This window comes from Azospirillum sp. B4 (assembly GCF_000333275.1).
Lineage (GTDB): Bacteria > Pseudomonadota > Alphaproteobacteria > Azospirillales > Azospirillaceae > Nitrospirillum.
In genome coordinates this window covers 15949-36748 of the sequence record NZ_BACU01000260.1, presented here as the reverse complement: position 1 = coordinate 36748, position 20800 = coordinate 15949, and the positions used below count along the sequence as shown (strand labels likewise).

The window sequence follows — 20800 nt, the reverse complement described above, 5'->3', positions numbered from 1 at the left end:
CCGCGATACACGCCGCCGACACGGCGTCACCTTCTACAACGCCGCCGGCAAAAAGGTCGCGACCTATGCCAACGACATCCCAGGCAAGGAAGCCAACGCCAACTACCGCACCTTCGGCGACACCTTCCGCCTGACCGACAGCCTGTCCTTCGGCGACATCAAGGCGGGCGTCTGGTACGACCGCCAGCTGGACCACCGCCATTCCGAAACCATCGACTGGACCCAGGGCGCCATTTGGGCCCCGACGAAATACGGCACGGCCTACAGCTATAAATACCGTGACCTGAACACCACCTGGCAGCCCTATGCCGAACTCGACTGGAAGGTCACGCCGGACCTGACCCTGGTGCCGGGGGTGAAGGTCACCAGCTTCACCCGCGACGTCGAGGCGCTGTACAACAAGACCAAGCCGCCGGCGCCGCTGAACTACAGCGAGACCTACACCGAGGCCCAGCCCTCCATCGCCGCCCACTACACCCTCCAGGAGGGCTGGACCGCCTACGCCCAGGTGGCCAAGGGCTTCCTGGCGCCGCCCATCGACGTCTTCCAGGTGACCAAGATCGCCTCGATCAAGCCGGAGGAGACCTGGAACTACCAGATCGGCACCGCCGTGCAGCGCGGCCGCTGGATGGTGGGCGTCGACGCCTACTACATCGATTTCTCCAACTACATCTCCACCAGCCAGGTACCGGGCACGACGGAGACCACCTTCGTCAACGGCGCCGGTGTCATCTACAAGGGCCTGGAGGGGGAGGCGCAGTACGCCCTGACCGACGCCCTGTCGCTCTACGCCAACGCCAGCCTGAACCACGCGCAGTACAAGAACACCAGCGTCTGGGTGGCGGACACGCCGCAATGGATGGCCACCACCGGTGTCATGTACGACAGCCGCGACGGCCTGTACTTCTCCGCCATCGGCAAGGTGGTGGGTCCGTTCTACGGCCAGGACAACACAACCGACGCCACCACCGGCCAGCCCGACTTCGCCAACGCCTACCGCATCCACACCGGCTTCACCGCCGACGTGTCGGTGGGCTGGCGCCTCAAGGACCTGGGCTATCACCTGCTGGACGTCACCCCCAGCCTGAAGATCGGCAACCTGTTCGACACCCACCGCATCAACGGCTTCGCCGGCACGCAGTCCGCCACCGGCCAGGCGCTGTACTGGACGACGCCGGGCCGCAGCGTGTTCTTCAACCTGTCGGTCACGGGGTGGTGATGCGGAAGGTTTTGAGCATGCGCCCTCACGCGCCGGGCGCCGGCATCCGCCGGCTTGGCTTGTCCTCGATTTCCAGTCCGCCTCCGGCTCCCCGTAAATCTCCAGCGGCTGCGGTCGCGGCCTACGGCGGCATGAGGGCCAGGCTCATGCCCCTGGCCCTGGCGGCCGGCTTGGTGGCCGGCCCCGCCTTGGCCGACACCCTCGCCACGCCCCCGACCGCCCCCGGCCTGGTGCTGGAACGGGTGGTGATGCTGTCGCGCCACGGCGTGCGCAGCCCGACCAAGGGCTTGGCGGAGCTGCGCCGCCTGTCCGACCAGGATTGGCCGGCGTGGCCGGTGGACCGGGGCATCCTGACCCCCCATGGCGCCGACGCCCTGCGCCAGCTGGGCGCCTATCTGGGCGGGATGTACCGCAGGCGGGGCTTGCTGGGCGACGACCGTTGCCCGGCCGGCGACGCCGTCTTCATCTGGGGCGACAGCGGCGACCAGCGCACCCGGGCCAGTGCCCAGGCCATGGCCGACGGCATCGCCCCCGGCTGCGGCCTGAAGACCCACGGCCGGCCGCCGGATACCCCTGACGTCCTGTTCGACGCGGCGTCCGGCGGCATGTGCCCCCTGGACGCGGCGGAGGCGGAGAAGGCGCTGAAGGCGGCCAACGGCGGCGACATCGCCGCCGTGCCCGCCGCCATCGCCCCGGCCCTGGCCGCCTTGGCCCAGGTGGTGGCGCCCAAGGCGTGCCAGCCCGGCGCGCCGGCGGGTGGGGCCGCTGGCACCCAGGCCTGCTTCGCCACCGGCCCCACCAAGGTGGTGGACAAGGGCGGCGAGGTGAAGGTGGACGGGCCGCTGGCCCGGGGGGCCATGCTGTCGGAAAGCATATTCCTGGAATATGTCCAGGGCATGCCGCTGGCCCAGGTGGGCTGGGGCCGGGCCGGCAGCGCGGAGGCGCTGGCCGCCATCCTGCCGGTGCACGACTACCAGGCCGACCTGACCCGCCGCACACCCTATATCGCCAGCCACAACGGCGCGCTGCTGGCCCGCCAAATCGTGGCGGCGGTGACGGGTGAGGTTCCGGCCGCCGGCGGCCCGCTCGCCCCGGTGCCGGCGGCGGCCCGGCTGATTTCCATCCTGGGGCACGACACCAACCTGTCCAACGTGGCGGGCCTGCTGGGCCTGGACTGGACCCTGCCGGGCCAGCCGGACAAGACGGCGCCCGACACCACCCTGGCGTTCGAGGTCAGCCGCGATCCGGCGACGGGCAAGCGCTATGTCCATGTCGCGCTGTACTACCAGACCCTGGACGACCTGCGGCAAGCCGCCGCCCTGACGGATGCCCATCCGGCGGGTAAGGTCGTTTTGCCCCTGCCCGGCTGCGGCGGTGACCGCTGCACGGTGGAGGAGTTCGCCGCCCTGGTGCGCAAGGCGGTCCCGCCAGCCTGCTGGCGGTAGGGGTAGGACAGAACTGACGGGCGGCGTCCCCATCATCCGCCGCCCGTGAGGGATGGGCGGGGCGGTACTGCGGAGCCGCCCCGCCTTTCGTCTTTTTGGGCCGCCCTCGGCAGGGGCCGGTAAAGTCCGAATCCCCATCCCTTGACCAGACCCCAAGGCCGGTAAAGTCCGAGTCCAGGGGAAAATGCCGGGGCGGGACAGCCCCGCCATCCCGGCAGGGCCGGTAAAGTCCGTGTGGATCCGGCGGGCGCGGATTTGCGCCGACGCTTCGTCCGCCCGCCGCCCCTCCGGCGCAACCGCTCCCGGCCGAAAACGCCCGGCTTTCCGTCGATAGGGCCGGTAAAGTCCGTGCCGGCGCCTGAGTCGCCCCCGCCCTCGAGTCCCGTGGAGTCGCCTGCGGGATCCCATTTTTGATGATTTGTCACGATTCGGCTCGGACTTTACCGGCCCAGGGAAAGTTATCCACAGAATCGAAGCGCGCTCCCCCGGACTTTACCGGCCGCAAGATGTGCCGGCCCGCCGCCACCGCATGCGAAGACCTGTTTCCCCACGGACTTTGCCGGCCGGCCTCCGGACTCTACCGGCCCGACTCGGGATTATTTCCCGGACCTTACCGGCACATCAAATAACAGACTCCAAATACCCCACAAATAGCGGGGGCCGGTAAAGTCCGACCTAGATTTAGTGATTTGGCTTTGGAACACTCCCGCCAATCGACCGAATGACACTGGCAGGGAGCAAGGGCACCATGGCCGACATCCACCGTCTGATCCTGGAGCACGGCGTGGACCGGGCGCGCGAAATGGCGACCAGCAAGAGCGGCCGCACCCTGGTGGACGTGGCCGCCGCCATGCTGGCCCAGGAAGAGGACAGCATGGGCATCACCCATGCCGGCTTCGCCCTGACCAGCCTGCCCCACCGGTCCATCGACAAGGCGGCGGAGCCGGAATACCACCGCAAGGAGACGGGGCGCTGCACCCTGATCGTGCAGAGCGGCCGGCACGCCGACGGCAGCCTGGTGGGCGTGCCCTATGGCGCCAAGGCGCGCATGATCCTGCTGTATTTGCAGACGGAGGCGTTGAAGACCAACTCCCGCCAGGTGGAGCTGGGCAAGAGCTGGCATTCCTGGCTGAAGGCCATGGGGGAGAGCCCGGGCGGAAAGACCTATCGCCTGGTGATGGAACAGGCGCAGCGCATCACCGCCTGCAGCCTGCAGTTCCTGTGGGAGACGGACGCCTCCGTCACCCGGCAGAACGCCGGCTTCGTCAACAACTCCATCCTGTTCAAGTCCAACCCCGACCAGCGCCAGGTGGCCCTGTTCCAGGATGTGATCGAGCTGAACGAAAGCTTCTACGACAGCCTGAAGCAGCACGCCGTGCCGGTGTCCGAAGCGGCACTGCGCCACATCAGCGCCAGCAGCACCGCCATCGACGTCTACATCTGGCTGGCCTACCGCCTGCACGTGCTGAACCAGGCCACGCCGGTGCGCTGGGCCGCCCTGCGCCGCCAATTCGGCGAGCATTACGCCAAGCTCAGCCACTTCAAGCCGGTGTTCCTGGACGCCCTGGCGCTGGCCACCGCCGTTTATCCGGAAGCCAAGGTGGAGATCGCCGACGACGGCATCGTGCTGCACCCGTCACGGCCGCCCATCGCGCGCAGGGAAGCGGCGCTGATCGCATAACGCCGTCACATCCCCTGGCACAAGCCCCGCCCCGGCCCTACACTACCCTCACGTGCATGGGTCGCGTGCGGAAGCGGATAGGATGGGGCCGGTGGTAGCGCGGGTTTCGACAGTGGCCTTCCAGGGGGTGGACGTCCTGGACATCGATGTCCAGGTGCAGATGTCGGGCGGGCAGGTGGCCTTCACCGTGGTGGGGCTGCCGGACAAGGCGGTGGCCGAAAGCCGGGAGCGGGTGCGGGCCGCCTTGCACGCCCTGGGCCTGGCCCTGCCGCCCAAGCGCATCACCGTGAACCTGGCGCCGGCCGACGTGCAGAAGGAGGGCAGCCACTATGACCTGCCCATCGCCATCGCCCTGCTGACCGTCATGGGCATCCTGCCCGATGAGGACATAAAGGGCTTCTGCGCCCTGGGCGAACTGGCGCTGGACGGCGCGTTGACGGCTGTGGCCGGGACCCTGCCGGCCGCCATCCACGCCGTCGCCACCGACCGCGGCCTGATCTGCCCCGCCGCCTGTGGGGGTGAGGCCGCCTGGGCCGGGGAGCTGGAGGTGCTGGCCCCCCACACCTTGCTGGAGCTGATCAACCATTTCAAGGGCACCCAGGTGCTGTCCCGCCCCCAGCCCAAGATGGAGGAGGAGGAGGAGGCCGGCGCCCTGCCCGACCTGGCCGACATCAAGGGGCAGGAGACGGCGAAGCGCGCGCTGGAGGTGGCGGCCAGCGGCGCCCACAACCTGCTGATGGTGGGTCCACCCGGCTCCGGCAAATCCATGCTGGCCGCGCGCCTGGCCGGTTTGCTGCCGCCCCTGGAACCGGCGGAGGCGCTGGATCTCTCCATGATCCATTCCGTGGCCGGCAAGCTGGAGGGCGGGCGGCTGATGCGGCGCCGTCCCTTCCGCGACCCGCACCACAGCGCCAGCCTGCCGGCCCTGGTGGGTGGGGGTGTCCGCGCCAAGCCGGGGGAGATCAGCCTGGCCCACCAGGGCGTGCTGTTCCTGGACGAGTTGCCGGAATTCGCGCGGCCCACGCTGGAGGCCCTGCGCCAGCCGCTGGAGACGGGGCGGGCCACGGTGGCGCGGGCCAATGGCCATGTCACCTATCCGGCGCGGGTGCAGTTGGTGGCCGCCATGAACCCCTGCCGCTGCGGCCATTTGGACGACCCGGCCCAGGCCTGCGGCCGCGCCCCCAAATGCGCCGCCGATTACCAGTCCAAGATTTCCGGCCCGCTGTTCGACCGCATCGACCTGCATGTCGACGTGCCGGCGGTGAAGGCGTCCGACCTGTCCCTGCCGCCCCCGCGTGAGACCAGCGCCATCGTGGCCGCTCGCGTGGCCAAGGCGCGGGGCATCCAGGCCGCGCGCTACACCGCCCTGGTGAAGCCCGGCCATCCCACCATCCGCACCAACGCGGAGGCCGATGGCGAGCTGCTGGAAAAGGTGGCCGCCCCCGAGGCCGCCGGCCGCGCCCTGCTGACCGAAGCCGCCGACCGCCTGCGCCTGTCCGCCCGGGGCTATCACCGCGTCCTGCGCGTGGCCCGCACCCTGGCCGACATGGAAGGGGCCGAGACGGTGCGCCGCCTGCACATCGCCGAGGCGCTGAGCTACCGCCGGGTGGTGGTGCGGTGAGGACGGTCCAAACCCGCGTTCTCGTGATATGGTATCCTTCCAACGATTTGTTGGAGGGCTGATTTCGTGCCGACCGTGTTTCGTTGGAACGGCTTCAGATTCTACTTCTTTTCCAATGAAGGCAGCCCGCGCGAACCCGTCCACATTCACGTTGAGCGGGATGATGGCGAAGCGAAACTGTGGCTGTATCCCGAGGTCCGTATAGCCGACTGTGTCGGCTTCAACCGGTCGGTCCAAACCGAACTGGTGCGTATCGTGGAAGCAAGGCGGCAGAAGATCGAAAGGGCATGGCATGAGCATTTCGGCTAAGTCGTTGCGCTTCGATGAACACACCCTGTGGGTGGACCTGAGTGATGGCCGCACCATCGGCGTGCCTTTGGCTTGGTTCCCCCGGCTGCTGCGCGCGACGCCGGAGCAGCGCCAGGCTTACCGCATCAGCGCCACCGGCCGGGGCCTGCACTGGGACGACCTGGACGAGGATATTTCCGTCGCCGGCCTGCTGGAGGGCCGGGGCGACATGAGTCATCCCGCCCCCAATGCCGCCTGACGCCTGCCCGCCCGCCCTGCTCCTCATTGACCTGCAACGCGCCATCGACGACCCGCGCTGGGCGGTGGAGGGGCCGCGCAACAACCCGGAGGCCGAGGCCAATGTCGCCCGGCTGCTGGCGGCGTGGCGCGCGGCCGGCCGCCCTGTCATCCATGTGCGGCATGATTCGGTGGAGCCCAACTCCACGTACCGCCCCGGCCAGCCGGGCCACGCCTTCAAGGATGAGGCGATGCCGGCGGCGGGCGAGATCGTGGTGGCCAAGCGCACCAACAGCGCCTTCATCGGCAGCGGGCTGGACGACCTGCTTCGCGGCCGGGGCGTTACCGCCCTGGTGGTGGCCGGCGTCATCACCAACAATTCGGTGGAGGCCACGGTGCGCATGGCCGGCAACCTGGGCTATGCCACCACAGTCGTCAGCGACGCGACCTTTACCTTCGCCAAGCGCGACGGCCGGGGCCGGTCGTGGAGTGCCGAGGACGTGCACGCCCTGTCGCTGGCCAACATGGCGGGCGAGTATGCCACCGTGGCGACGACGGAGGCGGTGCTGAACACCCTTCTTTCTGGCTAAGCCAGGCTGGCGCCGGCTGGGCCATAACCGATGATTTTCGCATCTCGCGTCAGCAGCGACAGGCCCTCAGTCCGGGCCTGGGCAATAAGCATGCGGTCGAAAGGGTCCCGGTGCAGGGGCGGCAAATCCACCAATTCCCGGCAATGGACCGGCGATACCGGCAAGAGGGCGATGCCATCCGGCAAAGTGAACAGCCGAGGATCGTCGTCAATCCGGCCCAGGCTGGCCAGCAGGGCGATTTCCCAGAAGCTGACGGCACTGACCAATCGGCGTGGCGCCCGGTCAATCAGGCCCCGCTCACGCTCCGTGAGCCGGGCGGGGTCGGCACGCATCCACAGGAAGATGTGGGTGTCGAGCAGCAACGCCTTGGCCATCAGCGCGCCAGGAAGTCGTCAACGACATCATCGGGCAAGGAGAGGTCATCCCCGATCCGCAGGCCGGCCAAATCGCCATAGCTCACCGGCGCCGTCGGCAACGCCGACAGCCGAACCACCGGCTTTCCATTACGGGTGACGATGATCTCCTCTCCCGCCTCCGCACGGGACACCAGCGCCGCGAATTCCGCCTTGGCCTGGGCCACTGAAACCTGGGTGCTCATGGGCGCCTCCAGCTAATCCAGTGCCTATTATGATGCTGGGGGGCATGGCGCCTCAAGGGAAATGACCATGATGGTCATAATTCCAAAAGGCGCTTCGCTACTCCGGCCGGAACGCCGCCTGGATGACAGGCCCCAGGTCCGCCATCTCCGGCGGCAGGCGCACGATCAGTTCGCGCAAGGCCATGTCTTGGTCCGGAAACAGCAAGGCGCTGCCGATGATGGGCAGGGGCCCTGGGATAAGATGGCTGTCCGTGCCCATACCCTTCTGTCCGGCCGGCGTCACGAAATCCACCGAGGTTGGGCTGTGGCGCACGACGGTGTCCGTCGGATAGGGCCCCCAGGTATATTCCGACTTGTCCGCCAACCCTTCGTCGATCACGCCCTGGACATAATCCTTGGCGACGGGAAACAGGCGGGCGGCGATCTTCGCCACCTCGAACCGGCCGGACGTGTCACCGTCCAGCCAGACCAGTTGCAGGGCCGGGCCCTGGATATGCTCGGCCGCCTTGATCAGGTCGCGGCTGGTGAGGGGGTTGGCCGTCACCAGCAGTTGGGAGCCGTTGGAGCCATAGAGGGCCAAGCAGTGCCAGCCCTTGGGGGCGAAACTGCCGATGCCACCGGCCTCATCCGGTGCCGCATAATAGGCCAAACGCCCCGCCGCCTCGGCGGCCAGCGCGGGGGGCAAGGACGGAACGGTCCCTTTCCTGGGCGCCGCCTGCGGCCCCATCTGGCCATCGGCGGGGCACCCCACGAAGGGGATGCCGGCGGCCGCAGCGGGTTTCAAGGTGAATGCCGCCCCCATAATCAGGGCGCAGCAAAGGCTCCGACGCAGGGGGACGGCAGGCAGGCGGAACAACGCGGGCATGGGGGATTGCCTGATTCGAAGGGTCCGGCACAGCCAAACATGGCACCGGCCAACCACTCCCTCAAGCTCGGCGGATAGCGCGGAATGACGCAGGGGGAGCCTATCCCAGCAGCGCCGCCAGCACGCCATTCAGGCGCTGCCGTCCCTCCGCCGTGGCGGTCAGGCGGTCGCCGTCCAGGGTCAGCAGGCCGTGGCGGGCCAGGCGGTCCACCGCGCCCATGTCCACGGGGTTCGCGCCGCCCGCCTCCGCCGTCAGGCGCGACAGGCTGACGCCCTCGGCCAGGCGCAGGCCCATCATCAGGGCCTCGCGGCCGCGCTGTTCGGGTGTCACAAACTCGTCCGCGTGGGCGCCGGTGCCGCCCTCCTCCACTCGTTGCAGCCAGATTTCCGGGGCGCGGTGGGTGCGGGTGGCGATCTTCCGGCCATCCAGCGTCAGGCGGCCGTGGGCGCCGGGGCCGATGCCGACATAGTCGCCATAGCGCCAGTAGACCAGGTTGTGCCGGCTTTCCTGGCCGGGGCGGGCGTGGTTGGACACCTCGTACGCCGGCATGCCAGCCTGGTTCAGCAGAATTTGCGTCGCCTCATAGAGGTCACCCGCCAGATCCTCATCCGGCACCACCAGGTCGCCGCGCTGGTGCAGGGTGTGGAACTGGGTGCCTTCCTCGATGGTCAGCTGGTAGAGCGACAGGTGGCCCACCGCCAGGTCCAGGGCCCTGGACAGCTCCGCCTGCCACGCCGCCACCGTCTGGCCAGGGCGGGCGTAGATCAGATCGAAACTGAAACGATCGAAGACGCCCTTGGCCATGGCGATGGCGGCCATCGCCTCGGGCGCGGAATGTTTACGGCCCAGCACCTTGAGGTCGGCGTCATTCAAGGCCTGAATGCCCATGGACAGGCGGTTGACGCCGGCGGCGCGGAAGCCGGCGAAGCGCGCGGCCTCCGACGAGGTCGGGTTGGCCTCCAGCGTCACTTCCACATCCGGACCGACGCCCCAATGGTGGTCGGCGCGTTCCAGGAGGGCGGCCACGGTCTCCGGTGGCATGAGCGAGGGGGTGCCGCCGCCGAAGAAGATGCTGCTCAGCCGGCGCCCCGCTGGGACGCGGGCGGCGACGTGGTCCATCTCCCGCACCAGGGCGGCGCGCCAGCGGGCCTGGTCCACGCCCTCGCGGACGTGGCTGTTGAAGTCGCAATAGGGGCATTTGCTGGCGCAGAACGGCCAGTGCACATAGAGGCCGAAGCCGCCGGGAACCGTGTCGGCACCGGGTTCAGGGGTGGTCAGCGGAAGCATCGCTCCACCAGCTGGCGGAAGGCGTCGGCGCGGTGGCTGATGGCGTGCTTCTCATGCGGTTCCATCTCGCCATAGGTCACGGTGTGGCCGTCTTGGACGAACATGGGGTCGTAGCCGAAGCCGCGATCGCCGCGCGGCGGGTTGACCAGTTGGCCGCGCACCTCGCCCTGCACCGTCTCCACATGGCCGTCCGGCCAGGCTATGGTTAGGGCGCAGATGAAGCTGGCGTCGCGCGGGGCGCCGGGCGGCAGCTCGCGCTCCACCCGGGCCATCGCGGCGGCGAAGTCCTTCTCCGGCCCGGCCCAGCGGGCGGAGTAGATGCCGGGGGCGCCATCAAGGGCCGCCACCGCCATGCCGCTGTCGTCCGCCAGCGCCGGCTTGCCCGCCGCCTTGGCCGCCGCCAGGGCCTTCAGCTCCGCGTTCTCCCGGAAGGTCAGGCCCGTCTCCTCCGGCTCCGGCAGGCCCAGCTCCCCCGCCGTGGGGAAGTTGGCGACATGGTCGCCCAGCAGCGCGGCGATCTCCTTCACCTTGCCCTTGTTGTGGGTGGCGATGATCAGGGTGTCGCCGGAAAAACGGCGGGGGGATTGGGACATGGAATGGAACCTCAGGTCAGAGAGGACCGATCACAGGCCCAGGGCGGCCTTCTGCAGGGCGGTCAGCTGGCCGATGCCGTGGCGGGCATGGCGCAGCAGCTCGTTGAACTGGGACTCGTCGAAGGGGCGTTCCTCGGCCGCGCCCTGGATTTCCACGATGCCGCCGGAACCGGTCAGCACGAAGTTGGCGTCGGCCTGGGCGTTGCTGTCCTCGGCATAGTCCAGGTCCAGCACGGCCTGGCCGTTGTAAATGCCGCAGGAGATGGCGGCCACGCTGTCGATCAGGGGGATCTGTTTCACCACGCCGATGCGCAACAGGTGGCTGAAGGCCTGGTGCAGGGCGACATAGCTGCCGGTGATGGCGGCGGTGCGGGTGCCGCCGTCGGCCTGCAGCACGTCGCAATCGATCTTCACCTGGATCTCGCCCATGGCCTTGCGGTCGGTGACGGCGCGCAGCGCGCGGCCGATCAGGCGCTGGATCTCCTGCGTGCGGCCGGACTGCTTGCCCTTGGCGGCCTCACGGTCCGTGCGGCTGTGGGTGGCGCGGGGCAGCATGCCGTATTCCGCTGTCACCCAGCCCAGGCCCTGGCCGCGCAGGAAGGGCGGCACCTTCTCCTCCACGCTGGCCGTGCACAGCACGTGGGTGTCGCCGAAGCGCACGAGGCAGGAGCCTTCGGCGTACTTGGCGAAGCCGGTCTCAAGCGAGACGGCGCGGAGCTGATCGGCGGCGCGGCCGGAGGGGCGGGTCATGGCGGGGCGGTCCCGTAGCTGTCATGGGTGTTTTCGAGGCCTTACCTAGCGACGGAACCCCCGCCCTGTCCACCCTGGATGTGGCCGCGCGGGACGGGGCGGCCGCCGGGTGTGGCCCGGATGTCCCACCCGGACGCCGCGCCGGTGGCCGCACCAGTGGCCGCGCCAGTGGCCGCGCCAGTGATTGATAAGCGGGCCGCCCGCCATTAGATTTGATGTCTCATGATCCCCAGCAGCACCCCGGCATGATCACCGAGCTGAACCAGCGGTCCCGCGACATCTTCCGGCAGATCGTGGAAGCCTATGTCGAAACCGGGGAACCGGTGGGCAGCCGCACGCTGTCGCGCCGCCTGGGCATCGCGCTGTCGCCGGCCACCATCCGCAACGTCATGGCGGACCTGGAGGAACTGGGCCTGCTGAAGGCGCCGCACACCTCCGCCGGCCGCGTGCCCACGGAGGTAGGCCTGCACCTGTTCGTCAACGGCTTGCTGGAGGTGGGCGCCCTGTCGGAGGATGACCGGGTCAGCATCGACGCCCAGTGCGCTGCCAGCGGCCGCACCCTGCCTGAGGCACTGGAGGAGGCGACGACCATGCTGTCGGGCCTGTCGTCCTGCGCCGGGCTGGTGATGGCGCCCAAGACCGACCGCCCGCTGAGCATATCGAATTCGTGAACCTGCAGCCCGGCCGCGCCCTGGTGGTGCTGGTGACGGAGGACGGCCTGGTGGAGAACCGGGTGGTGGAGGTGCCGATGGGCATCCCCTCCTCCGTCCTGCAGATGGCCAGCAATTACCTGAACACCCGCGTGGTGGGCCGCACCCTGGCCGAGGCGCGCGCCCGCCTGCAGACGGAGGCGGAGGAACAGCGCACCCAGCTGGACGAGCTGACCCGCCGGGTGGTGGACACGGGCATGGCCACCTGGGCCGGCAGCCGCAACAACGGCGTGCTGATCGTGCGCGGCCAGGCCAAGCTGCTGGACGACGTCAGCGCCCTGTCGGACCTGGAGCGCATCCGCAGCCTGTTCGAGGCGCTGGAGACCCGCGACGCCATGATGCGCCTGCTGGAGGCCACGGGCCAGGCGGAGGGCGTGCAGATCTTCATCGGGGCGGAGAACAATCTGTTCAGCCACGCCGGCTGTTCCCTGATCGTCTCGCCCTACACCAACGGCAAGGACCAGATCGTGGGCGCCATCGGCGTCATCGGCCCCACCCGCATCAACTACGCCCGCATCATTCCCATGGTGGACTACACCGCCAAGGTCATCAGCCGCATGATCGGGTAGGGTCGGACGCCCCGGGTCCGGCCGTCACGGCCTGGCGACACACATCAAATCTGATGCCACCGCCCCATTTTTGCCGCGCCGGACCGCGCATCGCCTCTGGCGCGATGGCTGCGGGATGCCTATCTTCCACCCGTCCCGGCGGTGGTGAGCCGCCCCTTTCGCACACCCTTAGAGACTGCCCCCAAGATGACCGATCACACCGAGACGACCACCGCCCCCGAAACCGACGCCGCCCCGGACGCGCCGGCATCGTCGGACGCCGTCGCCACGCTGGCGGCCGAGGTCGCGTCCCTGAAGGACCAGCTGCTGCGCAGCATGGCCGAGGCGGAGAACACCCGCCGCCGCGCCCAGAAGGAGCGTGAGGACACCGCCAAATACGCCGTGTCCGGCTTCGCCAAGGAACTGCTGGCCGTGGCCGACAATTTGCGCCGCGCCATCGACGCCGTCCCGGCCGAAACCCGCGCCGGGAACGAGCAGGTCAACACCCTGCTGACCGGCGTGGAGGCGACCGAACGCCAGCTGACCGCCGCCTTCGACCGCGCCGGCATCGTGAAGCTGGAGCCCATGGGCCAGCCCTTCGACCCCAACTTCCACCAGGTGGTGGCCGAGGTCGACGGCACGGACAAGCCCGCCGGCACCGTCGTCACCATCCTGCAGCCCGGCTACACCATCCAGGGCCGCCTGCTGCGCGAGGCCATGGTCTGCGTCGCCAAGGCCGGCCCCAACGCCGGCAAGGTCGACACCAGCGCGTGACGCGCTGGTTCGCTGGTTTTCCTCAAGCGCCGGCGGCCACATCCGTGGCCTTGGCTATCCTCGCTCCGCCCTACGGTGCTCGCTCCGGCGGACGCGGTCGCGTCCTAGAGCGGAACGCGATCAGGTGGAATCACCTGATCGTGTAAATCCGCTCTTTCATGAACAGGTTATGAGCGGGATGCGATCACGCGTGATCGCATCCCGCTCTAGCCCAGTTCCAGGCGGAACTGGGCTTTACGCACCCTTCCTAAATCGCGCGATGGCCAAATGGCGCGATGGAGCGAAGCGACAAGGCCCCGACGGGGGCCGCCGGAGATTCAGGGGCTGAAGCCCCTGAGTCGAGGATGAGGCAAGGCCCCGGACGTGGATGCCCGCCGTCTGAGGGCGGACTAACCTAAACCGCCATCATCGCCGGCTGCCGCAGCGGCAGGTGGCACTGGATCAGCGTGCCCTGGTCGCTATCGTCGATCTCCACATGGCCGCCGTGCAGCTCCACGAAGCTTTTCACCAGGGACAGCCCCAGGCCGGCGCCGGCGGGGTGGTTCTGCACATCGCCCCGTTCGAACTTGTTGAACACGCGCTGGCGATCGGCGGCGGGGATGCCGATGCCGGTATCGCTGACCGACAGCACCATCTCCGGTCCGTGCTCACCCATCTGGCGCTTGGCCGACAGCGTCACCTGGCCGTTGGGCGGGGTGAACTTCACGGCGTTGCTGACCAGGTTGTACAGCGCCTGCTTCAGGCGGCGTTCGTCGGCGTCCAAGGTGCCGATGTCGGGCGGCACGTTGACCAGCAGGGTCACGTCCTGCTTGCGGGCCCAATCCAGCGTCAACCCTGACACGGCGTCCAGCAGCTGGGCGACGTCGACGGGGGAACGGTCCAGGGTCATGAACCCGGCCTCGATGGTCGCCAGATCCAGGATGTCGTTGATCAGCGCCAGCAGGCGCCGGCTGGCCTCCAGTACGCCCTTGGTGTAGTCGGCCTGGCGTTCGTTCAGCGCCCCGAAATACTGGTTATTCAGGATTTCGGCGAAGCCCATGATGGCGTTCAGCGGTGTGCGCAGCTGATAGGAGACGTTGGCGATGAATTCCGACTTCAGCCGGTCGGCGGTGGCCAACGCCTCGTTGCTGGCGCGCAACGCCTCCTCCACCCGCACGCTGTCGGTGATGTCCAGCACGCTGATCAGCACGGCGCCATCGGGCAGCGGCACGTTGGACACGTCGACGATGCTGCGGTCGGTCCGTTCCAGCCGGCCGGCGTAACTGGACCGTTCCAGCAGGTCGGCGATCATGGTGCGGCGGCGGGCCGGCCAGTCGCCGTCGTGGTCCAGCAGGGGCTGCAGCCTGTCGATCACCTGGGTGATGTGCGGCTCGCCGTTCAGGTCCGACGGCATCAGGCGCCAGATGCGGGCGAAGGACGGGTTCCACAGCTTCAAGCGGCCGTCGCCGCCGAACACGGCGACACCTTCCGCCAGGTTGTCCAGCGTCTCCTGCTGCACGGCCATCAAAGTGTTGTAGGAGGATTCCAGCGCCAGGGCGTTGGTCACGTCCTCCAGCACGAACATCAGGCCGCCGAAGGGGTGGGGCACGGTGATGTTGCGCAGGGTTGTGCCATCCGGCAGATGGGTCATGTCCTCGCGCGGTTCCGTCAGGTTGGTGAACAGGGCCAGCAGGGTGCGCTTCCACCGGGGGAAGTCCACCTCTTCCTGCAGGCGCCGCCGGCTGCGCAGGTCCTCCAGCACCTCGCCATAGGTGGGCTCGGTCTCCAGCCAGGCCTCGTCCAGCCCCCACAGGCGGGCGTAGGAACGGTTGTGGAACTTCAGCTTGGTGTCGGCGCCGTAGATGGCGATGGCGGAGCCCAGGTGCTCCAGCACGTCGGCATGGGCGGCGATGTGGCGCTCCAGCTCCGACGACAGTTCCTGCTCACGCGTCATGTCCAGGGCGTGGCCCAGCAGGGCGGCGTCGCCCGGGACGCCCAGGGGGGTTTCCGTCAGGCGCAGCAGCTGGCGCGCGCCGGCGACGACGACATGGCGGCTTTCCGATGCCGGCGACTTGGCCGACAGGGCGCGGGCGGCCAGCGACCGGCCGGCGCCGGGGCCGGTGACCAGCTCCACCCCCTGGCTTGCCGCCTCCTCCGGTGCCTGCCCCACGGCCGTGCCGTAGGCTTGGTTGCACCACAACAGCGCCCCATCGGCCCGGCGCATCCAGGTGGGGAAAGGCAGGAGATCCAGCGCCGCGCGGTAGCGGCCCAGCCCTTCCTCCGCCGCCTGGCAGCGGTCGGCGATGGCCTGGGTGGCGGCGGCGGCCCCGGTGACATCCCGGAGCCACAGGACGCTGAAGGGGGCCGGCGGATCGCCGCCATCATGCGGCGTGACCGGCGGCACCATCGGCCGGCCGACCAGCATCAGCGTGCGCAGCCCTTGCGGACAGTACAGCTGACGGGTGAAGGGCGTCGCCGCGTCCTCCAGCTCCCGCAGGGCCTGGCGCAGGTCGTCGGCGTCGGAAGGGGCGAAGGCCTGGGCGATGTCCTCCGCCCGGCTGCCAGGCTGAGGGGGCGGCAGGCCCAGCCAGCCGCCAACGCCGGTGGAGGCCGCCACCACGCGCCCATTCCGCCAGGCCAGCCATTCGTCGGGGCAGCCAGCCAGCAGGGCGTCCGCCCGCACCGCCGGCACCTCCACCCGGGCGCGCTGGCGGGTCAGACGGGCAAGGCAAACCCCCGTCGCCACCAGGCTGACAGCCGATCCCGCCAGCAGCAACGGCAGGGGCGCCTGCGGAAAAGCCAGCCGCAGGCAGGGGATCCCGGGTGCTGCCAGGGCGGCGACGGTCAGCGCGATGGGCAGGAAGGCGGGGTTCTTGGGCATGACACCCGGATCTTAGTTAATGACGGGGTGGGTGCCAAGCCAACGGAAGGCTACGTTTTCGCGGCAAACCCTTGCCTGGCCGAATCAAGGCACCAAGCGTGGTGTTCCCGCGTAAAAGAGAAGGCCGGGCGCGATGGCCCGGCCTTCCCAACACCTCTCCCCATGCGCCAGCCCGGCGCTGGAGGGGCCGAGACTTGGCTTAATACCGGTAATGGTCTGGCTTGAACGGGCCCTGCGGGCTGACGGCGATATAGTCGGCCTGGGCCTGGGTCAGCGTGGTCAGCGTGGCGCCGATCTTGGCCAGGTGCAGGCGGGCGACCTTCTCGTCCAGGTGCTTGGGCAGCACGTAGACCTTGTTCTCGTACTTCTCGTGGTTGTTCCACAGCTCGATCTGGGCCAGCACCTGGTTGGTGAAGCTGGCGGACATGACGAAGCTGGGGTGGCCGGTGGCGCAGCCCAGGTTCACGAGGCGGCCCTTGGCCAGCACGATCAGGCGCTTGCCGTCGGGGAACACCACCTCGTCCACCTGCGGCTTCACTTCTTCCCAGACGTAGTTCTGCAGGGCGGCGATCTGGATTTCGCTGTCGAAGTGACCGATGTTGCAGACGATGGCGCGGTCCTTCATCTCCCGCATGTGGTCCAGCGTGATGACATCGACGTTGCCGGTGGCGGTGACGAAGATGTCGCCCAGCGGGGCGGCCTGGTCCATCGTGACGACCTGATAGCCTTCCATGGCGGCCTGCAGGGCGTTGATGGGGTCGATCTCGGTCACCATGACGCGGGCGCCCTGGCTGCGCAGCGAGGCGGCGGAGCCCTTGCCCACATCGCCGTAGCCGCAGACCACGGCCACCTTGCCGGCCATCATCACGTCGGTGGCGCGCTTGATGCCATCCACCAGGCTCTCGCGGCAGCCGTACAGGTTGTCGAACTTCGACTTGGTGACGCTGTCGTTCACGTTGATGGCCGGGACCTTCAGCGTGCCCTTCTTCATCATCTCATACAGGCGGTGCACGCCCGTGGTGGTCTCTTCCGACAGGCCGCGGATGTCGGCCAGCATCTCGGGGTACTTGTCATGCAGGATCTGGGTGACGTCGCCGCCGTCGTCCAGGATCATGTTGGGGGTCCAGCCATCAGGGCCACGCAGCGTCTGCTCGATGCACCACCAGAACTCCTCCTCCGTCTCGCCCTTCCAGGCGAAGACCGGGATGTTGGCGGCGGCGATGGCGGCGGCGGCGTGATCTTGCGTCGAGAAGATGTTGCAGGAGGACCAGCGCACGGTGGCGCCCAGGTCCACCAGCGTTTCGATCAGCACGGCGGTCTGGATGGTCATGTGCAGGCAGCCGACGATGCGGGCGCCTTCCAGCGGCTTCTTGCCGGCGTATTCCGTGCGCAGGGCCATCAGGCCCGGCATCTCGGTCTCGGCGATGGTGATTTCCTTGCGACCCCAGCCGGCGAGGCCGATGTCCTGGACTTTGTAATCGGTGAAGGCGGTCATGGGGGCGATGCTCCTTTGGTGCCCCGCCGGCGCGCGAAGGCAGGCCTGGACGGCCCTGGGCGGGAGATGCGCCAGGGTGTACCAGCGGACCGGTCCGCCAGCAAGCATAAAGACATCTTTATGTGTGCATTTGTTTCCAAACTATCCGTTTGCGAGCCGCCGCTCAGCGCAGGAACCGCTCCACCTCCTGCACCAGCACCACCCGGCCCGCCAAACGACCGCCCAGCGGGCCGCGCACGGCGCGCACCAGGGCCGGGTTGGCGGTGACGTAGACCAGTTGCAGGCCCTGCGCCAACGCCAAGTACAGGCAGTCCTGCGCCGGGTGGGTCAGCTGGGCGGCCAGGCGCACGGCGTCGGCCAGCAGGGGACGTGAGGGCATCAGCTCCACCTCCGCCCCCTGAAGCGCCATGGCGGCGGTGGCGGCCTCCACCGCGGTCAGGTCGCCCAGCGCCACCTTGGCGCCCAGGACCTGGGCCAGGTCACCCATCAACACGTCGGGCGCCAGCAGGCGGTGGCCCAGCAGGCGGTCGGCCACCGGGCTGGTCGCCTCCGGCACCACCCATTGCAGGGCGACCGAGGCGTCGATGACGAATTGCAGGCTCATGCGCCCTCCCCATCGCCCGGGGTGACGGTCCCAGGCAGGGCCGCCCAGGTCTCGGCCCGAACGGTGGCCATGACCTCACCGGCGGAGCGGTGGGGCCGATCGGCCAAGGACTGACGCAGGGAGGAGGCCAGCGCGCGGAAGTCCTGCGGCTCGTTGGCCAGGGCCTGGCGCAGGATGTCGCGGCACTCGGCCTCCATGGAACGGCCATGGCGGGCGGCGCGCAGCTTCAGGCGGCGCACCAGGTCCTCATCCAGGCCACGGACGGTCAGGGCGGTGGGCATCGGGTTCCTCCCAAGCAATGCCAGCACTGCTGGCGCGTCTGAGGGTGCTGAAACACCGGAATCCCGTCAAGCGGCCGGTTTTCGCCAATCCCCAAAGGAATTGAGTGGTCGCTCATGCGGCTGTAGGACCCGACCGGGTCCGCCGGAACTTTTCGGGGAGCGTCAGCGGACTGAAAAGTGAGGAAGCCAAGGCGGCGGATGCCGCCGCCCGGCGCCTGAGGGCCCCTTAGACAGCGGCGTCGTTGAAGTCGTCCAGCAGGGCGGCGATGCGGCCCTGGTCGGTCTGGTCCATGATGGTGCGGGCGCGGCGGGTGGCCTCCACCAGGTCCAGCCCGCGCAGGCGGCGCTTCACCACGGGCAGGTTGTTGGGCGCCATGGACAGCTCGCGGATGCCCAGGCCCAGCAGCAGGGCGGTGTAGCGCGGATCGCCCGCCATTTCGCCGCAGATGGACACGGGGATGCGGGCGCGCAACGCCGCCTCCGTCGTGAACTGGACCAGGCGCAACACGGCCGGGTGCAGCGGGTCATACAGGTCGGCCACCTGCTCGTCACCCCGGTCGATGGCCAGGGTGTATTGAATCAGGTCGTTGGTGCCGATGGCGAAGAAGTCGCAAAAGGGCGCCAGGCCATCGGCCGACAGGGCGGCCCCCGGTATCTCGATCATGATGCCCAGCTTGGGCAGGGGGCTGGCGATCTTCACCCCCCGGCGGCGCAGGCGGCGCACCACCGTGGCCATGATCTCCCGCACCCGCCGCACCTCCGCCACCGAACTGATCATGGGCAGGAGGATGCGCAGGTTGCCGTGGGCCCCGGCGCGCAGCATGGCGGCCAGCTGGGTTTCCAGCAGCTTGGGTTCCTTCAGCGACAGGCGGATGGCGCGCAGGCCCAGGGCGGGGTTGGTCGGCTCGCTGAAATACCCCCGCAGCGCGGTGGCGATCTTCTCCCCGCCGATGTCCAGGGTGCGGGCGGTCACCGGCTTGCCGTCCATGCTGGAGACGATGCGGGTCAGGATCTCCGTCTGCTCATCCTCGTCGGGCAGATCTTCGCGGTTCATGAACAGGAACTCGGTGCGCAGCAGGCCCACGCCCGAGGCGCCGACCTCGATGGCGCCGTCCAGTTCACGGGGCAGTTCCAGGTTGGCGTTCAGGGTGACGGAGGTGCCGTCGCGGGTGATGGCCGGCAGCTTGCGCAAGCTTTTCAGCTGCGCGCGTTCCGCCAGCACTTCCGCCCGCCGGCGACGGTAACCGTCCAGCACGTCCGGGCTGGGGTTGACGCACACCTGGCCGGAGAGGCCATCCACCACCACCGTGTCGCCGTTCTGCACACCCTGCAACAGGCCCAGGGTGCCCAGCACCGCCGGCAGCCCCAGCGAGCGCGCCATGATGGCGGTGTGCCCCTCCGGCCCGCCCAGCATGGTGGCGAAGCCGGCGATGCGGCGCGGATCCATCAGCGCGGTGTCAGCGGGGCTCAGATCCTCCGCCAGGACGATGCAGCCTTCCGGCAGGAAGGAGAAGGCCTGGTACTTGTGCTGCATCAGGTTGCGCAACAGGCGTTGCCCCACCTCGCGCACGTCGGCGATACGGGCCGCCAGGTAGGCATCCTCCATATCGGCGAAGCTTTGGGCGATGCTGGTGATTTCCGCCTGCACCGCCGCCTCGGCGTTCACCTTGTCCTGACGGATGCGCTTTTCCACCCCGCGCATGAGGCGGGAACCGGACAGCATGGCGAAGTGGGCGTCCAGCAGGAAGCCGATCTCCTCCGCCGCGCTGTCCGGCAGGGAGGAGGCCTTGGTCTTCAGCTTGCGCACCTGGCGGCGCGCCTTGTCGGCGGCGGTGGCGAAGCGCTGGACCTCACCCTCCAGCTCGGCGTCGACGATAGTGTATTCCGGGGCCAACAAGGCGCCGGCGTCGACCACGTGGGCTGGCCCAATGGCGATGCCGGCGGAGACGCCCACGCCGCGCAGGACACGGTCGACCAGCGCCTTCGCGGCCCGTCCGCGCCCGCCCTCGCGCGCCCCCTCACGCCCGGATGAACGGTCGGCCATTTGCCGGTCAGTCCTCATCGAACTTGCGGTCGACCAGGGCGACCAGCGCATCCAGCGCCTGTTCACCCTGCGGCCCCTTGGCCCGCAGGGTGATGGAGGTGCCGATGGCGGCCGCCAGCATCATCAACCCCATGATGGACTGGCCGTTGACCTGGGTGTCGCCCCGTTCCACCTCCACCTCGGCGTCGTATTCGGCGGCCAGCTTCACGAACTTGGCCGCCGCCCGGGCGTGCAAGCCCCGGCGATTCTGAATCAGCGCCGTGCGCGGCGGGCCGAAATCGCCCGCGTCCTCCCCCGCGTCACCCATGG

General features: G+C 68.9%; 20 protein-coding genes and 1 pseudogene. 9 read left to right on the top strand and 12 right to left on the bottom strand.

Annotated elements, in window-relative coordinates; genetic code table 11:
• The 7 genes from I55_RS11070 to I55_RS11040 form a co-directional block, all read left to right on the top strand.
• On the top strand, positions 1 to 1219 hold a 1219-nt coding region (locus tag I55_RS11070; protein ID WP_044560607.1), incomplete at its 5' end, for a TonB-dependent receptor.
• Positions 1220 to 1365: 146 nt separating this feature from the next.
• Entirely contained in the window at positions 1366 to 2664 is a 1299-nt protein-coding gene (locus tag I55_RS11065) for a histidine-type phosphatase (RefSeq protein WP_044560606.1), read from the top strand.
• A gap of 748 nt (positions 2665 to 3412) precedes the next feature.
• Positions 3413 to 4345, top strand: a complete 933-nt coding sequence (locus I55_RS11060; RefSeq protein ID WP_044560605.1) for a replication protein RepA — start codon at positions 3413 to 3415, stop codon at positions 4343 to 4345.
• Between the two features lie 91 nt (positions 4346 to 4436).
• Positions 4437 to 5966, top strand: coding sequence for a YifB family Mg chelatase-like AAA ATPase (locus I55_RS11055; protein ID WP_044560611.1), 1530 nt, complete (start codon positions 4437 to 4439; stop codon positions 5964 to 5966).
• 66 nt (positions 5967 to 6032) lie between these two features.
• Positions 6033 to 6275: a DUF4160 domain-containing protein gene (locus I55_RS11050; RefSeq protein WP_044560604.1), complete on the top strand. Its 243-nt coding sequence runs from the start codon at positions 6033 to 6035 to the stop codon at positions 6273 to 6275.
• The gene (locus I55_RS11045; protein ID WP_044560603.1) at positions 6259 to 6513 is read left to right on the top strand and encodes a DUF2442 domain-containing protein; all 255 of its coding nucleotides are present in this window, start codon (positions 6259 to 6261) and stop codon (positions 6511 to 6513) included. Before I55_RS11050 ends, I55_RS11045 begins: the two co-directional genes overlap by 17 nt.
• Positions 6503 to 7081, top strand: coding sequence for a cysteine hydrolase family protein (locus I55_RS11040; RefSeq protein ID WP_044560602.1), 579 nt, complete (start codon positions 6503 to 6505; stop codon positions 7079 to 7081). The genes I55_RS11045 and I55_RS11040 overlap by 11 nt, the downstream gene beginning before the upstream one ends.
• On the opposite strand, the gene I55_RS11035 is transcribed toward I55_RS11040, so the two are convergent.
• The 6 genes from I55_RS11035 to rph all read right to left on the bottom strand — a co-directional run bounded on the left by I55_RS11035 (position 7078) and on the right by rph (position 11175).
• Positions 7078 to 7455 carry a type II toxin-antitoxin system VapC family toxin gene (locus I55_RS11035; RefSeq protein WP_044560601.1) on the bottom strand — a complete coding sequence of 126 codons (378 nt, stop codon included), beginning with the start codon at positions 7453 to 7455 and terminating at the stop codon, positions 7078 to 7080. The two genes, I55_RS11040 and I55_RS11035, sit on opposite strands and share 4 nt — an antisense overlap.
• Positions 7455 to 7679, bottom strand: a complete 225-nt coding sequence (locus I55_RS11030; RefSeq protein ID WP_044560600.1) for a type II toxin-antitoxin system Phd/YefM family antitoxin — start codon at positions 7677 to 7679, stop codon at positions 7455 to 7457. Before I55_RS11030 ends, I55_RS11035 begins: the two co-directional genes overlap by 1 nt.
• A 97-nt stretch (positions 7680 to 7776) precedes the next feature.
• Positions 7777 to 8463 (bottom strand): hypothetical protein, encoded by a 687-nt coding sequence (locus tag I55_RS11025; protein WP_148293675.1) that lies wholly within the window; start codon positions 8461 to 8463, stop codon positions 7777 to 7779.
• Between the two features lie 181 nt (positions 8464 to 8644).
• Positions 8645 to 9832: a radical SAM family heme chaperone HemW gene (hemW, locus tag I55_RS11020; RefSeq protein ID WP_044560599.1), complete on the bottom strand. Its 1188-nt coding sequence runs from the start codon at positions 9830 to 9832 to the stop codon at positions 8645 to 8647.
• On the bottom strand, positions 9820 to 10425 hold the full coding sequence (rdgB, locus tag I55_RS11015; protein WP_044560598.1) for an RdgB/HAM1 family non-canonical purine NTP pyrophosphatase: 606 nt from the start codon (positions 10423 to 10425) through the stop codon (positions 9820 to 9822). Before rdgB ends, hemW begins: the two co-directional genes overlap by 13 nt.
• Before the next feature lie 30 nt (positions 10426 to 10455).
• Entirely contained in the window at positions 10456 to 11175 is a 720-nt protein-coding gene (gene rph / locus I55_RS11010; RefSeq protein WP_044560597.1) for a ribonuclease PH, read from the bottom strand.
• 245 nt (positions 11176 to 11420) lie between these two features.
• Between rph and hrcA the strand changes: the two are divergent.
• Both hrcA and grpE read left to right on the top strand, forming a co-directional pair.
• Positions 11421 to 12454 (top strand): annotated as a pseudogene (gene hrcA / locus I55_RS11005) (heat-inducible transcriptional repressor HrcA).
• A gap of 186 nt (positions 12455 to 12640) precedes the next feature.
• A complete protein-coding gene (gene grpE / locus I55_RS11000; protein ID WP_044560596.1) occupies positions 12641 to 13207 on the top strand; it encodes a nucleotide exchange factor GrpE in 567 nt (188 codons plus the stop codon).
• Between the two features lie 394 nt (positions 13208 to 13601).
• On the opposite strand, the gene I55_RS10995 is transcribed toward grpE, so the two are convergent.
• The 6 genes from I55_RS10995 to I55_RS10970 form a co-directional block, all read right to left on the bottom strand.
• Complete coding sequence (locus I55_RS10995) at positions 13602 to 16067, bottom strand: ATP-binding protein (RefSeq protein WP_044560595.1); 2466 nt, start codon at positions 16065 to 16067, stop codon at positions 13602 to 13604.
• Positions 16068 to 16266: 199 nt separating this feature from the next.
• On the bottom strand, positions 16267 to 17562 hold the full coding sequence (ahcY, locus tag I55_RS10990) for an adenosylhomocysteinase (RefSeq protein ID WP_044560594.1): 1296 nt from the start codon (positions 17560 to 17562) through the stop codon (positions 16267 to 16269).
• A gap of 163 nt (positions 17563 to 17725) precedes the next feature.
• Complete coding sequence (locus tag I55_RS10985; protein ID WP_044560593.1) at positions 17726 to 18166, bottom strand: type II toxin-antitoxin system VapC family toxin; 441 nt, start codon at positions 18164 to 18166, stop codon at positions 17726 to 17728.
• Entirely contained in the window at positions 18163 to 18447 is a 285-nt protein-coding gene (locus I55_RS10980) for a hypothetical protein (protein ID WP_064742486.1), read from the bottom strand. The genes I55_RS10985 and I55_RS10980 overlap by 4 nt, the downstream gene beginning before the upstream one ends.
• 226 nt (positions 18448 to 18673) lie before the next feature.
• The gene (ptsP, locus tag I55_RS10975; protein WP_044560592.1) at positions 18674 to 20491 is read right to left on the bottom strand and encodes a phosphoenolpyruvate--protein phosphotransferase; all 1818 of its coding nucleotides are present in this window, start codon (positions 20489 to 20491) and stop codon (positions 18674 to 18676) included.
• A gap of 7 nt (positions 20492 to 20498) precedes the next feature.
• Complete coding sequence (locus tag I55_RS10970) at positions 20499 to 20798, bottom strand: HPr family phosphocarrier protein (RefSeq protein ID WP_044560591.1); 300 nt, start codon at positions 20796 to 20798, stop codon at positions 20499 to 20501.
• Between the last annotated feature and the right edge of the window lie 2 nt (positions 20799 to 20800).

Bases quoted from the DNA above. Each gene is read 5' to 3' on its own strand.
- I55_RS11040 (WP_044560602.1), top strand. From the start codon at position 6,503: ATGCCGCCTGACGCCTGCCCGCCCGCCCTGCTCCTCATTGACCTGCAA.
- I55_RS11030 (WP_044560600.1), bottom strand. From the start codon at position 7,679: ATGAGCACCCAGGTTTCAGTGGCCCAGGCCAAGGCGGAATTCGCGGCG.
- ahcY (WP_044560594.1), bottom strand. From the start codon at position 17,562: ATGACCGCCTTCACCGATTACAAAGTCCAGGACATCGGCCTCGCCGGC.
- rdgB (WP_044560598.1), bottom strand. From the start codon at position 10,425: ATGTCCCAATCCCCCCGCCGTTTTTCCGGCGACACCCTGATCATCGCC.
- I55_RS10985 (WP_044560593.1), bottom strand. From the start codon at position 18,166: ATGAGCCTGCAATTCGTCATCGACGCCTCGGTCGCCCTGCAATGGGTG.
- I55_RS11045 (WP_044560603.1), top strand. From the start codon at position 6,259: ATGAGCATTTCGGCTAAGTCGTTGCGCTTCGATGAACACACCCTGTGG.
- I55_RS10980 (WP_064742486.1), bottom strand. From the start codon at position 18,447: ATGCCCACCGCCCTGACCGTCCGTGGCCTGGATGAGGACCTGGTGCGC.
- I55_RS10970 (WP_044560591.1), bottom strand. From the start codon at position 20,798: ATGGGTGACGCGGGGGAGGACGCGGGCGATTTCGGCCCGCCGCGCACG.
- I55_RS11060 (WP_044560605.1), top strand. From the start codon at position 3,413: ATGGCCGACATCCACCGTCTGATCCTGGAGCACGGCGTGGACCGGGCG.
- I55_RS11035 (WP_044560601.1), bottom strand. From the start codon at position 7,455: ATGGCCAAGGCGTTGCTGCTCGACACCCACATCTTCCTGTGGATGCGT.
- I55_RS11065 (WP_044560606.1), top strand. From the start codon at position 1,366: ATGCCCCTGGCCCTGGCGGCCGGCTTGGTGGCCGGCCCCGCCTTGGCC.
- ptsP (WP_044560592.1), bottom strand. From the start codon at position 20,491: ATGGCCGACCGTTCATCCGGGCGTGAGGGGGCGCGCGAGGGCGGGCGC.
- hemW (WP_044560599.1), bottom strand. From the start codon at position 9,832: ATGCTTCCGCTGACCACCCCTGAACCCGGTGCCGACACGGTTCCCGGC.
- grpE (WP_044560596.1), top strand. From the start codon at position 12,641: ATGACCGATCACACCGAGACGACCACCGCCCCCGAAACCGACGCCGCC.
- I55_RS10995 (WP_044560595.1), bottom strand. From the start codon at position 16,067: ATGCCCAAGAACCCCGCCTTCCTGCCCATCGCGCTGACCGTCGCCGCC.
- rph (WP_044560597.1), bottom strand. From the start codon at position 11,175: ATGACCCGCCCCTCCGGCCGCGCCGCCGATCAGCTCCGCGCCGTCTCG.